General features: G+C 41.7%; 16 protein-coding genes and 4 tRNA genes. 12 read left to right on the top strand and 8 right to left on the bottom strand.

The window, feature by feature from the left end; genetic code table 11:
* Positions 1 to 71 precede the first annotated feature (71 nt).
* The 10 genes from FAI40_00825 (at position 72) to FAI40_00780 (ending at position 5,145) form a co-directional block, all read left to right on the top strand.
* A complete protein-coding gene (locus FAI40_00825) occupies positions 72 to 704 on the top strand; it encodes a hypothetical protein (GenBank protein QCE33997.1) in 633 nt (210 codons plus the stop codon).
* The gene (locus FAI40_00820) at positions 701 to 1,420 is read left to right on the top strand and encodes a hypothetical protein (protein ID QCE33996.1); all 720 of its coding nucleotides are present in this window, start codon (positions 701 to 703) and stop codon (positions 1,418 to 1,420) included. Before FAI40_00825 ends, FAI40_00820 begins: the two co-directional genes overlap by 4 nt.
* An 18-nt stretch (positions 1,421 to 1,438) precedes the next feature.
* On the top strand, positions 1,439 to 2,236 hold the full coding sequence (locus FAI40_00815; GenBank protein QCE33995.1) for a hypothetical protein: 798 nt from the start codon (positions 1,439 to 1,441) through the stop codon (positions 2,234 to 2,236).
* A gap of 90 nt (positions 2,237 to 2,326) precedes the next feature.
* Entirely contained in the window at positions 2,327 to 3,223 is an 897-nt protein-coding gene (locus FAI40_00810) for a hypothetical protein (protein ID QCE33994.1), read from the top strand.
* On the top strand, positions 3,220 to 3,942 hold the full coding sequence (locus tag FAI40_00805) for a DNA/RNA non-specific endonuclease (protein ID QCE33993.1): 723 nt from the start codon (positions 3,220 to 3,222) through the stop codon (positions 3,940 to 3,942). The genes FAI40_00810 and FAI40_00805 overlap by 4 nt, the downstream gene beginning before the upstream one ends.
* Before the next feature lie 137 nt (positions 3,943 to 4,079).
* Positions 4,080 to 4,568: a xanthine phosphoribosyltransferase gene (locus FAI40_00800; protein ID QCE33992.1), complete on the top strand. Its 489-nt coding sequence runs from the start codon at positions 4,080 to 4,082 to the stop codon at positions 4,566 to 4,568.
* A 62-nt stretch (positions 4,569 to 4,630) separates the two neighbouring features.
* Positions 4,631 to 4,707: transfer RNA gene (locus FAI40_00795), tRNA-Pro, on the top strand.
* A 43-nt stretch (positions 4,708 to 4,750) separates the two neighbouring features.
* Positions 4,751 to 4,827: transfer RNA gene (locus FAI40_00790), tRNA-Arg, on the top strand.
* Positions 4,828 to 4,929: 102 nt separating this feature from the next.
* Positions 4,930 to 5,006 (top strand) — tRNA-Pro (locus FAI40_00785).
* Between the two features lie 62 nt (positions 5,007 to 5,068).
* Positions 5,069 to 5,145 (top strand) — tRNA-Arg (locus tag FAI40_00780).
* A 54-nt stretch (positions 5,146 to 5,199) separates the two neighbouring features.
* Here FAI40_00780 and FAI40_00775 read toward each other — a convergent pair.
* Positions 5,200 to 5,793: a hypothetical protein gene (locus FAI40_00775; GenBank protein ID QCE33991.1), complete on the bottom strand. Its 594-nt coding sequence runs from the start codon at positions 5,791 to 5,793 to the stop codon at positions 5,200 to 5,202.
* 185 nt (positions 5,794 to 5,978) lie between these two features.
* Between FAI40_00775 and FAI40_00770 the strand changes: the two genes are divergently transcribed.
* Complete coding sequence (locus tag FAI40_00770) at positions 5,979 to 6,323, top strand: alkylphosphonate utilization protein (GenBank protein ID QCE33990.1); 345 nt, start codon at positions 5,979 to 5,981, stop codon at positions 6,321 to 6,323.
* Positions 6,324 to 6,343: 20 nt separating this feature from the next.
* On the top strand, positions 6,344 to 6,631 hold the full coding sequence (locus FAI40_00765) for a hypothetical protein (protein QCE33989.1): 288 nt from the start codon (positions 6,344 to 6,346) through the stop codon (positions 6,629 to 6,631).
* Positions 6,632 to 6,685: 54 nt separating this feature from the next.
* Here the strand turns inward: FAI40_00765 and FAI40_00760 are convergent, their stop codons facing one another.
* The 7 genes from FAI40_00760 to FAI40_00730 form a co-directional block, all read right to left on the bottom strand.
* Complete coding sequence (locus FAI40_00760; GenBank protein QCE33988.1) at positions 6,686 to 7,051, bottom strand: hypothetical protein; 366 nt, start codon at positions 7,049 to 7,051, stop codon at positions 6,686 to 6,688.
* A 128-nt stretch (positions 7,052 to 7,179) separates the two neighbouring features.
* The gene (locus FAI40_00755; protein ID QCE33987.1) at positions 7,180 to 8,535 is read right to left on the bottom strand and encodes an HlyC/CorC family transporter; all 1,356 of its coding nucleotides are present in this window, start codon (positions 8,533 to 8,535) and stop codon (positions 7,180 to 7,182) included.
* A gap of 20 nt (positions 8,536 to 8,555) precedes the next feature.
* Complete coding sequence (gene ligA / locus FAI40_00750; GenBank protein QCE33986.1) at positions 8,556 to 10,679, bottom strand: NAD-dependent DNA ligase LigA; 2,124 nt, start codon at positions 10,677 to 10,679, stop codon at positions 8,556 to 8,558.
* Entirely contained in the window at positions 10,676 to 12,418 is a 1,743-nt protein-coding gene (recN, locus tag FAI40_00745) for a DNA repair protein RecN (protein ID QCE33985.1), read from the bottom strand. Before recN ends, ligA begins: the two co-directional genes overlap by 4 nt.
* A 47-nt stretch (positions 12,419 to 12,465) precedes the next feature.
* Positions 12,466 to 14,046 carry an outer membrane protein assembly factor BamD gene (locus FAI40_00740; protein QCE35701.1) on the bottom strand — a complete coding sequence of 527 codons (1,581 nt, stop codon included), beginning with the start codon at positions 14,044 to 14,046 and terminating at the stop codon, positions 12,466 to 12,468.
* A 94-nt stretch (positions 14,047 to 14,140) separates the two neighbouring features.
* Positions 14,141 to 15,109, bottom strand: coding sequence for a UDP-3-O-[3-hydroxymyristoyl] N-acetylglucosamine deacetylase (lpxC, locus tag FAI40_00735; GenBank protein ID QCE33984.1), 969 nt, complete (start codon positions 15,107 to 15,109; stop codon positions 14,141 to 14,143).
* A gap of 84 nt (positions 15,110 to 15,193) precedes the next feature.
* A complete protein-coding gene (locus tag FAI40_00730; GenBank protein QCE33983.1) occupies positions 15,194 to 15,754 on the bottom strand; it encodes a hypothetical protein in 561 nt (186 codons plus the stop codon).

Genomic DNA, 15,754 nt, shown 5'->3' with positions numbered 1-15,754 from the left:
GCCAAGAAATAGCTAAACATAAAACAATTCAATTTTTAGAATGTTGATGAAGGAAGGGCTACGTTTATCTTATGTTAAAGACACTCTTTAAAAGTGCTTTTGGGATTTCTCTTTCTATTTGCTTTTGTCTACCTTCTGTTAGCCGAGGCGTTGAAATAAAGCCGACAGTGCCTCTTCCTCCGAAATCGGATCAGTCTTACGACAAGCTTATTCCTGAAAATAGTCCATGGCGGCAAATGAATATTTTTGCCCAGCTGACAGGCGTATGGGAAAAAACGTCCCAAAAAATGTCAGGAGGTCATTCTAATATTCCAGCTTTTGCATGGCATTCTGATCAGGGCGCAAATCTAACTTTTTTTCTTCTGTCCCAAGATCCCTTAGCGCCCTCACAAACGGTCTCTCTTGAAGTGAGCAGTGATTTTTTCCAATGTGATGGAGATCCTTTGCGTCTATGGTTCACAAATCAAGAATATATTGATTTTGAACGTCCCATTTGTAATGAGAAAAATTTACTCGTTCAGAAAACCTCCTCTTCAGAGGATAAAAAATTGATAGAAGTGATCAGCCATGGAGGATTTCCTGTGATTCTTTCTCAGGCGAAGCAGGCTATTCTTGTGAGAAGTCTTTTAGCACCTAAAGAAATTACAGCCATTAATTGGTATAGAAGTCTTGTTAAATCGACTTCTGTCAGAGAAACAAAATGAATTTTGTTAGAAAATTTTCTGCGTTTTTCTTTCTTTTTTCAGGCATGTTTTGTTCTTTAGCGGAGGCAAAACAGCCTTCTTTAATGCCTCCTTCAGACTCTGAGATTTTTAAAAAAGACGCCGTGACAGCGTTAGATTCTCATTTTTGGAAGAAATTTGAGATTTTTCGTTCAAAAGAATTGAGTTGGAAACGCGAAAAGGCGAATGATTTTGCTTCACAAATAGGCTTTGAGTTGCCATCTTTGGATTTTTCAGATGATTATCCATTGATCGTTTTTCAGGTAATGCCACTTTTGAAAGAGGGCATAGGACAGCAGGTCGTTCTTTTTTTGAATCATGGAGACTTTCAGATTCAAGGAAACAAACCGATCCGTCTTTGGTTTGATAATGGCACATCTGTTGGTTTTTCACATGTTAAATGGGCAACGCATCCTGTTTTTGCCGTACTGAGCGATGAAAAGGAGAGTGCAAATATTTCTCGCAATATTCAAACAGGCGCTCTCCCTATTTTGATTTCTCAAGGAAAAGTGGCGCTTAGATTACGTTACAATGAAACTTTAGCAGGAACGGAGGATTTTCTTTGGTATCAAAAGGTCACGAATCCTAAAAAAAATACATCGCTTCAAAAACATATTCTTTCAAAAATGTTAGAATTGGATAAAAAGGCTTTAAAAAACGATAAAAAGAATGCTCTGAAGCACCAAAGTGCCCAATAAAGGCAAAGGAATTAACCATTGGCTGTTAAGAAAATTAGAGGATATTTTGCCTTTTTACTGGTTCTGTTTGCGAGTATTACTTTCTGTGCATGGGGAATTAGTTTTGGTATATGGTCGTCTTATTCTCGTTCTCAATCCAAGCTTGAGAAACATCGTTTGGCAGAAGCATTTCAGAAAGAGGCGCAGGTGCTCCCTGCCAAAAAACTAGATGACTCTTTTTGGACACAATTTAATATTCTTTCTGAGATTGATCTTTCGGTTTGGAAACATGGCGTAAATGATTTTGCAGGGCAGGTTTCCTATCCGTTGCCTGCAATTATGTCTATTTCAGAGAATGTTAAAATTCGTTGGGAAGTTATGCCACTGCTTGCCGAAGGAATCGGGCATGCGATTGATGTACGTTTGATAGATAAAAATTTTGCATGTCCATCCGTTTCAAAAGAACCTTTTTTACTCTGGTTTAATAATGGGCAATCTCTCCCTCTTTCTATCTCAAAATGTGGAGAGGTTGAAAATAATTTTGTAACGGATCCAACACAAAGCATTAAACTCTCCGGAATGTTGGAAGCTCAATTTGTGCCTATTTTGATTTCACAAGGTAAAAAGGCAATTCGGTTGCATTATGCTAAAACGGCAAAAGAGGATGAGATTTTTTCTTGGTATCGTCATATTTGTTTGCCGGAGGGGAATGCGCCTTTATTGGCGGATATTTTAGGTTGGTATATTCAGGCAACGGCTTTAAATCAGGATAGTTTGAATAATGTTGAATGGGGGAAGCCCCCTGTTGAAGTTACGAATTTCTTACCTTTTGCGTGATTTTTTGATAGAAGATAAGAAATGTTTTGCAGGAAATTTTTTTTTAGTTTTGCTCTCTTATTTTGTTTTGCAGGAGAAGCAAATGCCCAAATGGTTCTTTCATCGCCTTGGAGTTTTGGAAAACGTGAGGTTGAGGGGCTTCTTATTCCTTTTTTAAGTTGGCATGGACAAGACGATGTCACAAAAGCCAGCGTCAAAATTTATCGTGCGCCATCGTCCGTTGTGAAAGATGGAGATGGTTTGGTTGTCTCGCTTTCTCAAGGTGTTTTTCAATGTGATGGTGCGCCTTTAACGGTTGCAATGATGGATGGTAAACTTTTTGAGTTTTCAACGGACGGCGCATGCCATAATGGCATTATAGAGGTTCACTCAACACAAGATCAGGCCAATGAAATTTGGAGAGAAGTGCAAAAAGGCTCTTTGCCTTCAGGTGTACGGCAGAATAGCCATTATTTAGTATTGCATTCGGATGAACAATCAGAGTTAGCAGATTTTCAACGTATGAATGAGACGAGCGTTCAACTTGGCAATGATTCAAGTGCGTGGCGCACTTTTTCATCGGAGTGGAAGTTTTTATCGACGGATTTAAAAAGCGGTGCTTTTCCAACTTTGAGCTATGAAGGTTTGCTGGAAGACAGCCGTGTTCTTATTCAAATTTTCCGGATGCCGACATCTTTGGCACGTCAGCACGGTAATATTATGATTGCCATGGTTCCAGAAAGAGAGCCTTTTTCCTGTAATGGAGCTCCCATTCGGATTACGATGAGTGATGGGTCATTTTTTGATCTTTCGACAACAGGAAAATGTGTTCAAGGAATGGTTGAAGCCCATTCTTTGTCTTCACAAGAGGGCGATCTGTGGAAAAAAATTCAATCTAACATTTTACCGCAAGCCGTAGGGCTTGGAGATAAGGCCTATTTTAAGCTTTTGTCAGACAGTGAAAGCGGTTTAAAACAATTTCAGCAAGCAAATATGGCAATAGGATGAAGATTAGATTTAAACTCTTTACTTTTGTTGCTGTATTATTTTCGCTTACTTCTTCTTCCTCAAGAGCAGATAAAACTTGTCCAACTCTTTTTTTTGGAAATGAGCCACGAAGAACTGCTCAGCGTTTTACTTTATTATGCAGTGAAGATTTTGCTGTTGGTTATAATCTCGCCTTTAGGGATCCACTTTGGAGTGCGGAATATTTAACCCGTACTGAAATTCAAAAAGCCCGTGCATTGCATGGCCGTGCAAATTTTCATGAAGATCACCGTATTCCTCTTTATAAAGAGGCAAAATTAAGTGATTATCGAAATTCAGGTTGGGTAAGAGGGCATTTGACACCAAGTGGAGATATGCCAGACTGGCAAGCTCGCCAAGAGACCTATGCCCTAACAAATGTTATGCCACAGGATGCTAAAATGAATTCTGGGCCTTGGGAACATATTGAGCAGAAAACACGTTCTGTTGTGATAAAGGATGGTGAAGCCTACGTTGTAACGGGAGCAGGCTTTTTGCATTCTATGGGGATGATTGGAGAGGGCAGAATCAAGATTGCTTCTGCAATGTGGAAGGCAATTTATTTGCCTGAAGAGCATGAAGCGTGGGCATTGATGTGTGAAAACAGCACGCCTGCCTTTTGTAGAAGAATGACTCTTTCTCAGCTTAATAGGCTAACAGGAGTTCAACCCTTTCCAGCCCTTATTCGGAAGAAAGACTAAGGTTTTAAGAGATAACGTTAAAAACGCATTAGAAGTATCTTTAAAGAGAGTTGTTTAGATTTTTTCTAAATTAAGTTATGAAGTAACTCCTAATGTGGGGGAATAATTTTATACAGGCTTGGGGATAAGACAAGATAATGGGCTCAAAAGACGTAAAATATTTAACGATTAGTTGGGATCAGTTTCACAGAGATGCGCGCACACTTTCTGAGAGGCTGATGAGTGCTTATCCAAAAATTAAAGGTTTGATTGCCATTACACGAGGAGGATTGATCCCAACAGCTATTTTAGCAAGAGAAATGGGATGCCGTGTTATTGATACAATTTGTGTTGCAACCTATGCTCAGGAAGCAGGGACACGTGGAGAACCAAGAACATTAAAAGCGCCTCTTGAGTGTGCCGATGGTGAAGGATGGATCTTGGTGGATGATTTGGTTGATTCTGGTGTAACAGCTCAATTTGTTCGTGAAAAGCTTCCTAAGGCCACTTTTGCTTGCTTGTATGCAAAACCTGATGGGCGCGAGTTAACAGATTATTTTATTACAGAAGTCCCACAGGATACTTGGGTCTTGTTCCCGTGGGATACGGCTCCAAGTTTTGTACCGCCGCTTTCAAAAATTGATTAAAATTTTTAGATCATAAAAAATACTTGCCTGATGTCTTAAGAAGGACTAGAAGAGGGGGAGTTCGGGGCGTAGCGCAGCCTGGTAGCGCATCTGCTTTGGGAGCAGAGGGCCGGAGGTTCGAATCCTCTCGCCCCGACCATTTTTTGAAAGATTCCTAGTTTTAGGAATCTTTTTGTTTATGAGCGCCCTTAGCTCAGCAGGATAGAGCAACAGCCTTCTAAGCTGTGGGTCGGTGGTTCGAATCCACCAGGGCGCACCATCTCCTAAAATCCGTATAGCTATTCTTAACTTTTTATTTCTTTGTTGAAAGTATAAAAAATACTTGCCTGATGTCTTAAGAAGGACTAGAAGAGGGGGAGTTCGGGGCGTAGCGCAGCCTGGTAGCGCATCTGCTTTGGGAGCAGAGGGCCGGAGGTTCGAATCCTCTCGCCCCGACCATTTGTGATGATTTCTATTTTTAGAAAACCTTGTATTTTGCAGGATTGATATCTTGCCTATGAGCGCCCTTAGCTCAGCAGGATAGAGCAACAGCCTTCTAAGCTGTGGGTCGGTGGTTCGAATCCACCAGGGCGCACCATTTCTTAAAAGTTAAAAGAGATACACTTTTAAAAGCATATCTCTTTGGTAGAAATTAAGTAATTTTTCCAGCAATACAGGCAAAATAGGTTTTTGGTAAGCCTGTTTCCCCTTTTACTGTTGTTTCTGGGAACATTGCGATTTTAGCCTGTGCGGTGGTTTCATTATGTTTGGAGTCATTGCTTTCGCTATCATCTTCTCTAGCATGTCCAAAAATATCCCAAATAGAGGATTTACTATAAGCCTTATTATAGAGGTATGCTTTCGGCATAATTGTATAAAAAAGCGATAAGGTTGGCGGTGTAACGTTATAGCGTGCAATTTCTTTAATAGGCGGCTGTTCTTTTGTTGAAACAAAGCAAGTGTAGGGGACTGATGTTATTGAATTGATTTTATGAACCTCAACTTGACTAAAATAGCCTGACCAAGGCTCTTTCGCTGTAATAAATGATTTTTCAGAAAGAGGCTGTGGCAGAGAAAGGACAAGATTTCCGCTGTCTGGCAAAGAGGAAGCAATAGAATGTGTTGCGGCTTGTTGCCAATTGGCGGAAGGAGGTACTTTTCTCGTTTCTGTTTTAAAGGTAGAGCAGGCGGATGTCAGAAATGCAGGGATAAGTCCAAGCGCAAAAATTTTGAAGAAAGATTTCATGAAGTGCCTATCAAAGGGTGAAAAGAATTTTTCTCAGTTTATGTCAATTAGAGGGCGGTATCAAAGTGTTTCGTTTTTTGTAAATAATTACAAATAAATTCTTTGCATCAGGGGAGGAGCAGAGGACTTTCACTCTCTCTTGTGCTATTTCTAAGCCCTCTAATGAATTTAATAAGGAAATAATTATGACAGATCCTGTTTGTCCAAAATGTGCTTCTAAACACGCTTATCCAGATGGATCAGGGCTATGGATTTGTCCAGAATGTGCACATGAATGGAATCCAGACCTTATATCTTCTGAAGAAGCGGAGGGGGTTGTGAAGGATTCCGTTGGAAATATTTTAAACGATGGTGATACAGTTACTGTCATTAAAGATTTAAAAATTAAAGGATCTTCACAAGTTATTAAAGGTGGCACTAAAATTAAAAATATTCGTTTTGCAGATGGTGGGAATGGGCATGACATCGCTTGTAAAGTTCCAGGGATTGGGAATATGGATTTGAAATCGGAGTTTGTCCGTAAAGCTTAACGCTTTTTAAGAGGCCGTATATGTTCACGAAGTTTATTTTGATGCCAGCAATTTTGTTGACGCATATCACCGGTGGAGAAGTTGCAACGGTATATGATCTCCCAGGGCCACATTGGTTTAACAGCTCTTCAAGCTGTGAAGCCGTTGCTGAAGTCGGTAATCAGAATTTGCGTTCGGGAAGAGGACAAGCTTTAAGAATTGTGAGCGTTCAGAGTTATTTTGCTTGTCATTCTGTTTCTTTGGATGACAGTGATCGGGAAAATGTACAGAAGGCTCAGCCTAAGAGCGCAAATCTTACCTTAAAATAGTTATAAAAAAAGCCTCCTGAATAAGGAGGCTTTTTTTAACATGAAATGCTTAAATTATTTTGCAACGAATTCTTTTGTTGATTGCCAATGCAGAGGATTTTCCTCAGAGATAGGCGCATTTTTGGATGCAACGCATTCTAGGTAATGTCCGTGCTTAATCTGGATTTTAGAACCAAGAGAGAACGGAAATGGGCTGCCATAGTAGCAACCATGTGCATTCATTGGAAAACCATGTTTGAATGCTTTGTGTAGGAACATGTGCTTCCCATGTTCACCATGACATCCAACCAGAGCGTTGCCATGATCGCCTTCATTGAGGGCGCGATCACTTGGAGAAGCGTGTACGCTACCAGCGAAAGCAAGAGGAGCAGCGAGTAAAAAAGCGCCAGCAACAGCAAAAATTTTAAATGATTTAGACAAAGGAAACCTCCCTTTTTAAAGCAACAGGCCCAGATATCAATAAGGCCTGTTCTTTATGTAGTTAACTATTCTTAGAATCATATTATGCTTTTAAGTTTTCTTCAAGCGAGGAAAAAAGAAGTCAATATTTATTCAATTTCTGGTGCAGATAATCGGGTTACCAAGAGCTGCGTAATACGAAAACCATCAACGGCAACGACTTCAAAACGACAGCCGCTGGCTTCAACACGATCTGTTTTTCTTGCCGTACGGCGTAACTTATGCGTGACAAAACCACCGATTGTTTCAAAAAGTTCCTCAGCTTCTGAAAGATCAATTTCGAGCTCTTGTGCAACATCTGTTGTCGGCGCAGCCCCTTCAACAAGCCAAGAATTTTCATTTCTTTTTACAATGATTTGTTCTTCAAAGGGATTTGCTAGTCCTTGTGTGAGTGCGCCTAAAATATCTTTATAGGTGATGATACCAACAACAAGGCCATATTCATTTATGATAAGTGCAAATCCTGTATTATTTTTATCGAATTGCGCTAAAGCTTCCCATAGATTTAAACTTTCAGGAAGAGAAAGAACATCTCTTCTCATCGCACGCAAGCCACCCTTTGTTTTTTCAACCTTTTCAGCAAGAGGGGTCGTTTCATCGACGACAGCCGCTAAAACATCTTCAGAACGAATAGATCCTAAAACCTTATCGAGACTGCCAGAACAAAGTGGATAGCGGGAGTAAGGATGCGCCTGAACGAGAGGGCGTTGGCTTTCAAGGCTTTTTTGAACGTCTAGGTAAATAATTTCATCACGTGGTGTCATAGCTGATGGGACGCAACGATATTGCAGAGCCAAGACATTTTGAATCATTTGATGCTCATCTGTAGAAAGCGCCCCCGTGTTTACGCCTTCAATAAGGATAGCTTTAAGATCTTCTGGCGTTACTTGATGGGTTGCTGTTGCCGGTATTTTGAAGAGACGTAAGAGCCAGTCAGATAAATGAGAAAAGACAATGACAAAAGGGTATAAGGCGATGAGTGCCCACGCTGGAAACCAACCAACGGAGAGAGCAACTTTGTCTGGCATGCTCATGGCAATACGTTTTGGCAAAAGGTCTGCAAATAAAACGAATAGACCTGTTACAAAGATAAAGGCGATTACGCCGCCAATTTGGTAGCTTAGTACATGAGAAAATCCGAGCTTTTCAATTCCTTCAGCGAGAGAAGGACCAATCATGGCATCGCCAATAATACCGCCCAAAACACCAACAGCATTTAAACAGATTTGCAAAACGGTTAGAATTTTACCGCTATTTTGACGAAGCTTTAGAAAGTTGATCGCTCTTCTATCACCCGTATCAGCTAAGGCCTTGAGATGAACAGCGTTTGCGGCAGCAAAAGAAATTTCAGAAAGCGCAATAAGAATGGAAAGCCCAATAAGCGCAATCATTGCAAATAGCCCAGCAAGGCCTAGAGCAAGAGGATTATTTAAAAAAGAATTCATATTTGTGCTTTCTATATCCTTTAAGGAGTTTTTGTATCTGTTTCTTCTGTTTCAAGAAGTGTTAAATTTTCTGTTTGTAAGAATTTCAGCCACTCTTTTTCGTTAAGAAGCTTAATTCCAAGTTTTCGAGCTTTTGTTTCTTTTGATCCAGCCTTTTCGCCAAGAACAACGAGAGTGGTTTTTGATGTTACGCTGTCAGAGACACGTGCGCCAAGACGCTGAGCTGTATTTTTAGCTTCACTTCGTGTCATTGTTTGCATTGAACCTGTAAAAACAATGGTTTTCCCAGCCAAAAGCGCCTGCTGTGATGAAGGTACTTCATTTTCGATTTTAATAGCTTCTTCTAGATTTTGCAGGACAGCGAGATTGTGTGATTCTGAAAAAAATTCAACGAGAGCCTGAGCATTGAGAGGGCCAATACCTAAAATAGATTGTAGCTCAAGATGTTCAGGTGAATCTACTTGAACCGCTTTTAGCATGGATTTTTTCCAATGAGAGTAGCTTTCATAATGTTCGGCTAATAACCGGGCATTATGTTCTCCAATTTGGCGAATTCCTAGAGCGTAAATAAAGCGTTTGAGAGAGATTTTGCGTTTTTGGTTAATGGCAGAAAAAAGTTTTGTTGTGGATTGTTTTCCCCATCCTTCTAAGGCCGCAATTTCCTCTTTTTTATGTTCTAAATGAAAAACATCATCAGGTTTTAAAAGGAAACCCAGTTGAAAGAAGAGTTTGATAGATTGCTCTCCCAATCCATCAATATTGAAGGCATTACGAGAGACAAAATGAACCAATCGTCCTTCTGCCTGAGCTTGGCAGGTCAACCCACCAGTACAGCGCCAAACAGATTCGCCCTCGGGACGTTCGGCATGGGCGTGGCAGATGGGGCAAGTCTTTGGAAATTCAAAAGCTGTAGCTCGGTTATGTCCTTCTTGTTCCTCAATACGGGAGAGAATTTGAGGAATAACATCGCCTGCACGCTGTACGGAGACGAGGTCGCCTTCACGGACATCTAAGCGTTTGATTTCGTCCTCATTATGGAGAGTGGCTCTGGAAACCATCACACCACCAACATTAACAGGGTCCAAATGTGCAACAGGTGTTAATGCGCCTGTTCTACCGACTTGAATTTCAATTTTCTTAATTCGTGTTATGGACTGTTCCGCTGGGAATTTCCACGCTGTTGCCCAGCGAGGAACTCTTCCTGCAAAATCGAGTCTCTTTTGAAGCGTTAGATCATTTAATTTGAAAACAATGCCATCAATATCATAATCCAAAAAAGGACGTTTTTCAGACAGTGTTTTCACGAAGGATAAGGCTTCTTGCGGCGTAGAAAGCTTTTGAGAAAGTTGATTTGTTGGAAAACCCCAATTTTCAAGGGTTTTAAGAAGTTCTTCTTGTGTCGAAATCTCAATTTTTTCTTGGCCTGCGCCAATCGCATAGGCAAAAATAGAAAGGGGACGTGCAGCTGTGATTGAAGGATCTAATTGTCTTAAAGAGCCAGCAGCGGCATTTCGTGTATTCGCAAATATATTTTTACCAAGGGTTTCTTGCTGATGGTTTAGGGTTAGGAAATCAGACTTTTTCATATAGATTTCCCCTCGAATTTCCAATATTTCGGGGAAGGGAGAGGTAATTTCCTCAGGAACAATTTGCAGCGCCTTGATATTGGCTGTGACATCTTCTCCCATGGTACCGTCTCCACGGGTGGCTGCTGAGGTTAGGATGCCCTTTTCATAGATAAGATTTATGGAGAGACCGTCCATTTTTGGCTCGGCCACAAGTTCTAACGTTGAAACTTCTTCTGGTGTTAGATCTAAAAAGCGTTGCGCACGTTCAATGAAATCTGCAAATTCCTCAGCATTAAACACGTTTCCAAGAGAAAGCATTGGAATTTTGTGCTTATATTTTGGGAAACGTCCTTGAAGGGGCGCGCCAATTTGATTTGTAACGGCATCTGGCGTTTTTAAGTGGGGATATTTTTCTTCGAGACGGACAAGTTCACGGCGTGCTTGATCATATTCTGCGTCGGAAACAAGAGGGGCATCTTCTTGATAATATTTTGTGTTCCAAATTGAAATTTGATTTTCGAGACTTTTATATTTCTGAAGAATGAGAGGATCTATTTTTTTTGAGATAGATTTCATAAGGATTCCCTAAGAAGCGTTTTTGCGGCTTCACGCGCAGAAATTGTAATGGTTTCTCCAGCTAGCATGCGTGCAATTTCCTCAAGGCGCTCTTCAGAGGAAAGGGGGGTGATTTCTGTTCTGGTAGAACCTTTTTTTGGAATTTTTGAAATGCGATAATGCGCATCTCCATAGGCTGCAACTTGTGGACTATGCGTTACAGCAAGCGTTTGCCTTTGCATTCCGATACGATGCAAACGATTACCGATAGCCGCAGCCGTTGGACCACCTGCGCCAGAATCTACCTCGTCAAAAATAAGACATCCTGTAGATTCTTTCTCTGCTAAGGTCACATGCAAGGCAAGCAGTAAACGTGAAAGTTCTCCACCAGAAGCACCTTTCCCAAGGGGCGCAGCTGGAAGGCCTGGATTAGGAGCGACGGTAAAGACGATGGAGTCTTTACCATTAAGCCCCCATTTTGCCTCTGGAAGATCTGTGTGCTTCACTTCGAAAATTGCGTTCTCTAGTTTTAAAGAGGGAAGCTCTTTATTTACGGTCTTCCCAAGGGCAAGCGCTGCTTTAGCGCGTGAGGTTGAGAGTTTATCTGCCGATTCATGATATGATTTTTGGGCTGCTAAAAGATCTTTTTCTAGGCTTTCCTGATAAGTTTGCGCATTCTCAATGCTGGAAAGCTTTGTTTGAAGTTCTTCTAAGAAGGAAGCCAGATTTTCAACCGTTATATTATGTTTTCTGGCTTCTGCACGGAGGGCAAAAAGGCGTTCTTCTGTTTCTTCCAAAAGATGTGTATCTGTGATGAGGTCATTTCCAAGAAAATTGAGAAGGTTTTCAGCCTCTGCTAAGGCATTATCTGCTTCTCCCAGCGCAGAGAGAATTTCTGGCGCTCTGACTTCCCAAGAATCGTCAGCTTTATCAGTGGTGGGATTATCTTCAATCTCTTGAAGGGTAGCTGCTGGCAGAAGGCGTTCAATAATGCGCATCGTATTGCGTATTGTCGCAGAAGCGCCTTGATATTTCCCGCTTCCTCTTAATTCCCGTTCGGCTTGGGCAATGGCTTCTGCACGTCGATTTTGATTTTGAAGAGAAATACGTAGTTCCGTGAGTTCTTTTTCTTCTTGAGGCTGTGGAGAAAGCCGCTCGAGGCTTTCTATTGTATGCTCAAGCCACTCTTTTTCCCGTGTTATTTTTTCGATTTGACTTAAATGATGATTTCTTTTCTGTAAAATATCCTGCCATTTCTCCCAAAACGTTTTAACTGATTTTTTGAGTTTTTCATTTTCGGCATAAAGATCCAATAACTCTAAATGAACAGAAGGATCCATTAAGCGAATTTGGGCATGCTGCGCCTGAATTTCCATTAGGGAGGAAGTGATTTCTTTTAACAGCGTTAGGCTGACAGGTTGATCTGCAATAAAAGCGCGGGAACGGCCATCTTTTTCAAGAACACGGCGGATTGTTAAAAAGCTATCTTCCTCATCAGAGACAGAGATACCGTGTGCTTTTAATTGTTGCCAAACGGGATGATTCTTAGGAATTTCGAAAGATCCGGAAACAGTGCCTTGATCCGCTTTTGGGCGAATTAAAGAAGCGCTTCCACGAGCTCCCATTAAAAGGGAAAGTGTTTCTAAGAGGATTGATTTTCCAGCCCCTGTTTCGCCAGTAAGCACCGTCAGGCCTTTCTCAAAAGAAAGGTCTAGCGATTCAATGAGCAAAATATTACGGACAGAAAGACAGGAAAGCATTCTTTAGATTTTACCTGTTCTAAGGCGTGTATGACTAGCGTTTAATCTTATTTTTTTTGTACAGCTTTTTTCTTCGTTTTTGAAAGCGTTTGATGTGCAGTTTGTTCATCTGGTGAAATCATCTGTGCCCATGAATTTCCGCTTGCTAATGTACTTGCGGTGTCGTCATTGGGATACGAAGGCGGTGCTGGTGGAAGTGGCAGGTCTTCATATTGCCCGGGGACTTTCGAAGCTGGGATAGCATCTAGGTTTTCGGAATGAATAGGGTGGGTCGCTGTTGCTGGTTCTTGTGGCTGGAACGGCATAGGCGGCTGTGTACTCCCTTCTGCCAAAGAGGTTTCTCCATTTTGAGTTGGGTAGGAAGGTGGCGCAGGTGGTGGAGGCAGATTCTCAGACTGGCCAGCATTTGCAAAAGGTACAGGTGTTTGAGAGTTATCGCCTGTTTGCGGTGTATTTTCGGCAGAATCAGTCATTTTCGGTTTGCGGATAATTTCTTGATTACCACTTGGTACAAGTTTGTTTTCTGGATGTGTTGGAATGAGGACACCCGGTTGACGGCGTTTTTCTTTAGGTTTTGGTTTATGTGCCGCATCCCAGGCAGCATTTTGCGCTGCTTCGGCGGATCCTGGAGGTGGGGGCGCTAAATCGAAGAACCAGTCGAGACCATCTGAGAGGCCGTCTCCCAGAATTGTAAATAATCCGCCGTCAGGTGCATAGCTTTCTGCAATAGGTCTTGTGCCTGGCAAGTTAAGAGGTGGCCGTTTACCCGGTGTAGAAGGTGCACCAGAGGTGATGGGGGCTAGACTTGTCGCAGCAATACTTTCAGAAACCTGTAATCCGCCATTACTTGGTGCTGTTGGTTTTTTATTGGCATCTGCTGGGGGGAGAAGGTCTTTTTGATGTTTCAGATGGGCATAGGCATCTTTGTACCAGACACTGCCAGGATAGTTATAGCCAAGAACAGCCCCAGCCATTTGCGCCTCTCCCAAAAGGCCGAGGTTGAGGTTAACTTCAACCAAACGCTCAAGCGCTTCGGGAACATGGTTTGTTGTTTGGAAATCTTGCACAACACGCTGATAACGGCCAAGTGCCGCCTGATATTGTTTTTGATGCTGATAATAACGTCCAACCATAAGCTCTTTTCCTGCTAGATGATCTCGGCAAAGATCAATTTTAAGCTGTGCATCTCGAGCATAAGAGGTTTCAGGGAAACGTGTGACCACTTCTTGAAGCGCTTCCATGGCTTCTGCTGTTCCGAGCTGATCTCGGCTCACAGGGGCAATTTGCTCATAATAGCAAAGAGAACGAAGATAGAAGGCATAGGCCGCATCTGCACTCGTTGGATGAAGTTGCAGATAGCGTTCTAGCTGTTGAACAGATTGGGGGTAGTCTCCATGCAGATAATAGGCATAGCCCTCCATTAGCTCTGCATTCGCAACATAACCAGAATAAGGGTAGTCTTTTTGAAGTTGTTCAAATTGTGTACTGGCGAGTTTGTAACGACCGCCACGAAGCGCATCAATGCCGTAATTGTAGAGTGCCTCAGCATCTAAATGATGTGTTGCAAAAGTTTCTCTAGCTGTTTCCTTGGCGTCTTCGGCACATCCTGCAAGAGAGATGGCCGTCATAGCAGAAAAAAGAAAAAGAGCCGGACGGAAAGGTTTTTTTTGGGAACAAAACCAATCAGAGGGAAACAGAATGAAACTTTTTACCGACACACAATTAGTCTTTAAGAGAAGAGGGCAGATAAAGCGGAGGAGCTTCCACTATCTCATAATTATGAGAATCTGAAAAAAGCTTTTGGAGAAGCATGCGGTTAATATTATGCCCGCTTTTTTTTCCAGAAAACCGCCCTAGAATCGGAAGACCTGCACAATAAAGATCTCCAATCGCATCAAGTAATTTGTGGCGTGCAAATTCGTTTGGATAACGTGTGCCCTCTGGATTTACGATTTTATCCCCATCAACGACCAAAGCATTATCAAGCGTTCCGCCTTTGATAAGCCCCATCTGGCGTAATTGTTCTAACTGATCTGCATTCACAAAGGTTCGTGCTGGCGCAATTTCTTTTGTAAAAAAATCAGCATCGAGAAAGCAGGACATTCCTTGTTTTCCAATTGCAGGCGCTGGAAAATCAATCTCAATCTGAAATTGTGGATATTCAGAGGGGAAAAGAGCCGTTTCAGCCCCCTCATGGGCAATGTGAACTTCCTGTAAAATTTTGATCCATTTTCTTTTAGCTGGAAGTTCTTTGCGTCCCGCTTGAGCGAGTTTTTGAGAAAAGAATGCGGCACACCCATCTTGAATAGGGATTTCACCACCAGAAACTGTGATATCGAGATTATCAAGCTCAAACGCACGGAGAGCCGCAAGAAAATGCTCGGTTGTGGAGATGCGTGCCTCTGGATGCTCTGGATGTGCAATGATGGTTGCTAAATTTCCTGGCAGTAAACAGGCAGGGCTCAGAGAGAAAAAACCGTGTTCCGGATAATCCGTATTATAGAATCTTATGCCCGTATTTTCTTTGCTAGGTGCTAAAGAAACTTCACATTTTTGTCCGGAATGGAGAGACTCGCCACTAAAAGAAAATCCTTTTTCAATGGTGGATTGAAAAGAGGATGGCAGATTAGGGGAAGAGGGAAAGGGCATATAAAAAGGTGGTTCTCCAAATAAATTTTTAAGCTTGGCCATAGAGAGAAATATCAGCAGATTTTGCGGTATAAATAATCGGGTATTTTTAATCTCTACGTCAAGTTTTGTTATGTGTTTTCGTTTTTATGAAAAAGTGGCGATAATTGAAATTTCAATGCAACCTTTTTCAATCTCATCCATTTCCAGAATCTGAAAAATACCTTGCCGCTGAATGTCATTTTTGACAGCATCTTCTTCTATATAATCCCTTGCTCTGATGAGCTCTTTTAAGCGTATATAATCATCCCCCTTACGAAATTTTGTAAGAATAATGATTCCTTGAGCGCCATGAATAGTGCGGTGTTCAAGTAATGGAGTATTTAACGCACGTTCTGCAGCAAGAATTGCACGGTCTTCTGTTGGATCATCAGGTAGGCTTTGTCCAACAAAAAAGCCTATCTTTCCTCCCATAATAAGAACTTCATCTAGGTCTTTTCTAAAGTTAACGCCAAAAGAGCTAGATCGTGAATAATGACTTAGGATGACATTTTGAATCTGTTTTAGAAGAGATTCATCAGAGGTCTGACAGATATCACGCAGGAAATCCAAAGTAAAAATATCCGTAGCGTGATGAAGAGCTTCAGTATCGACGAATGTTTGGTTTGTTAAACCTGAAGGAGGCGGTGAAAGTGTAAGAGGAGGCAT

It is taken from the genome of Acetobacteraceae bacterium, assembly GCA_004843345.1.
Lineage (GTDB): Bacteria > Pseudomonadota > Alphaproteobacteria > Acetobacterales > Acetobacteraceae.
The sequence above is the reverse complement of the archived record's forward strand: the minus strand, read 5'-3'. Positions and strand labels throughout refer to the sequence as shown.

What these genes read in the sequence shown, in the direction of transcription:
- ligA (QCE33986.1), bottom strand. Translation starts at nt 10,679, where the DNA reads ATGAAATCTATCTCAAAAAAAATAGATCCTCTCATTCTTCAGAAATAT.
- FAI40_00770 (QCE33990.1), top strand. Translation starts at nt 5,979, where the DNA reads ATGACAGATCCTGTTTGTCCAAAATGTGCTTCTAAACACGCTTATCCA.
- FAI40_00730 (QCE33983.1), bottom strand. Translation starts at nt 15,754, where the DNA reads ATGCCTCCTCTTACACTTTCACCGCCTCCTTCAGGTTTAACAAACCAA.
- FAI40_00820 (QCE33996.1), top strand. Translation starts at nt 701, where the DNA reads ATGAATTTTGTTAGAAAATTTTCTGCGTTTTTCTTTCTTTTTTCAGGC.
- FAI40_00775 (QCE33991.1), bottom strand. Translation starts at nt 5,793, where the DNA reads ATGAAATCTTTCTTCAAAATTTTTGCGCTTGGACTTATCCCTGCATTT.
- lpxC (QCE33984.1), bottom strand. Translation starts at nt 15,109, where the DNA reads ATGGCCAAGCTTAAAAATTTATTTGGAGAACCACCTTTTTATATGCCC.
- FAI40_00810 (QCE33994.1), top strand. Translation starts at nt 2,327, where the DNA reads ATGGTTCTTTCATCGCCTTGGAGTTTTGGAAAACGTGAGGTTGAGGGG.
- FAI40_00800 (QCE33992.1), top strand. Translation starts at nt 4,080, where the DNA reads ATGGGCTCAAAAGACGTAAAATATTTAACGATTAGTTGGGATCAGTTT.
- FAI40_00740 (QCE35701.1), bottom strand. Translation starts at nt 14,046, where the DNA reads ATGACGGCCATCTCTCTTGCAGGATGTGCCGAAGACGCCAAGGAAACA.
- FAI40_00755 (QCE33987.1), bottom strand. Translation starts at nt 8,535, where the DNA reads ATGAATTCTTTTTTAAATAATCCTCTTGCTCTAGGCCTTGCTGGGCTA.
- recN (QCE33985.1), bottom strand. Translation starts at nt 12,418, where the DNA reads ATGCTTTCCTGTCTTTCTGTCCGTAATATTTTGCTCATTGAATCGCTA.
- FAI40_00805 (QCE33993.1), top strand. Translation starts at nt 3,220, where the DNA reads ATGAAGATTAGATTTAAACTCTTTACTTTTGTTGCTGTATTATTTTCG.
- FAI40_00825 (QCE33997.1), top strand. Translation starts at nt 72, where the DNA reads ATGTTAAAGACACTCTTTAAAAGTGCTTTTGGGATTTCTCTTTCTATT.
- FAI40_00765 (QCE33989.1), top strand. Translation starts at nt 6,344, where the DNA reads ATGTTCACGAAGTTTATTTTGATGCCAGCAATTTTGTTGACGCATATC.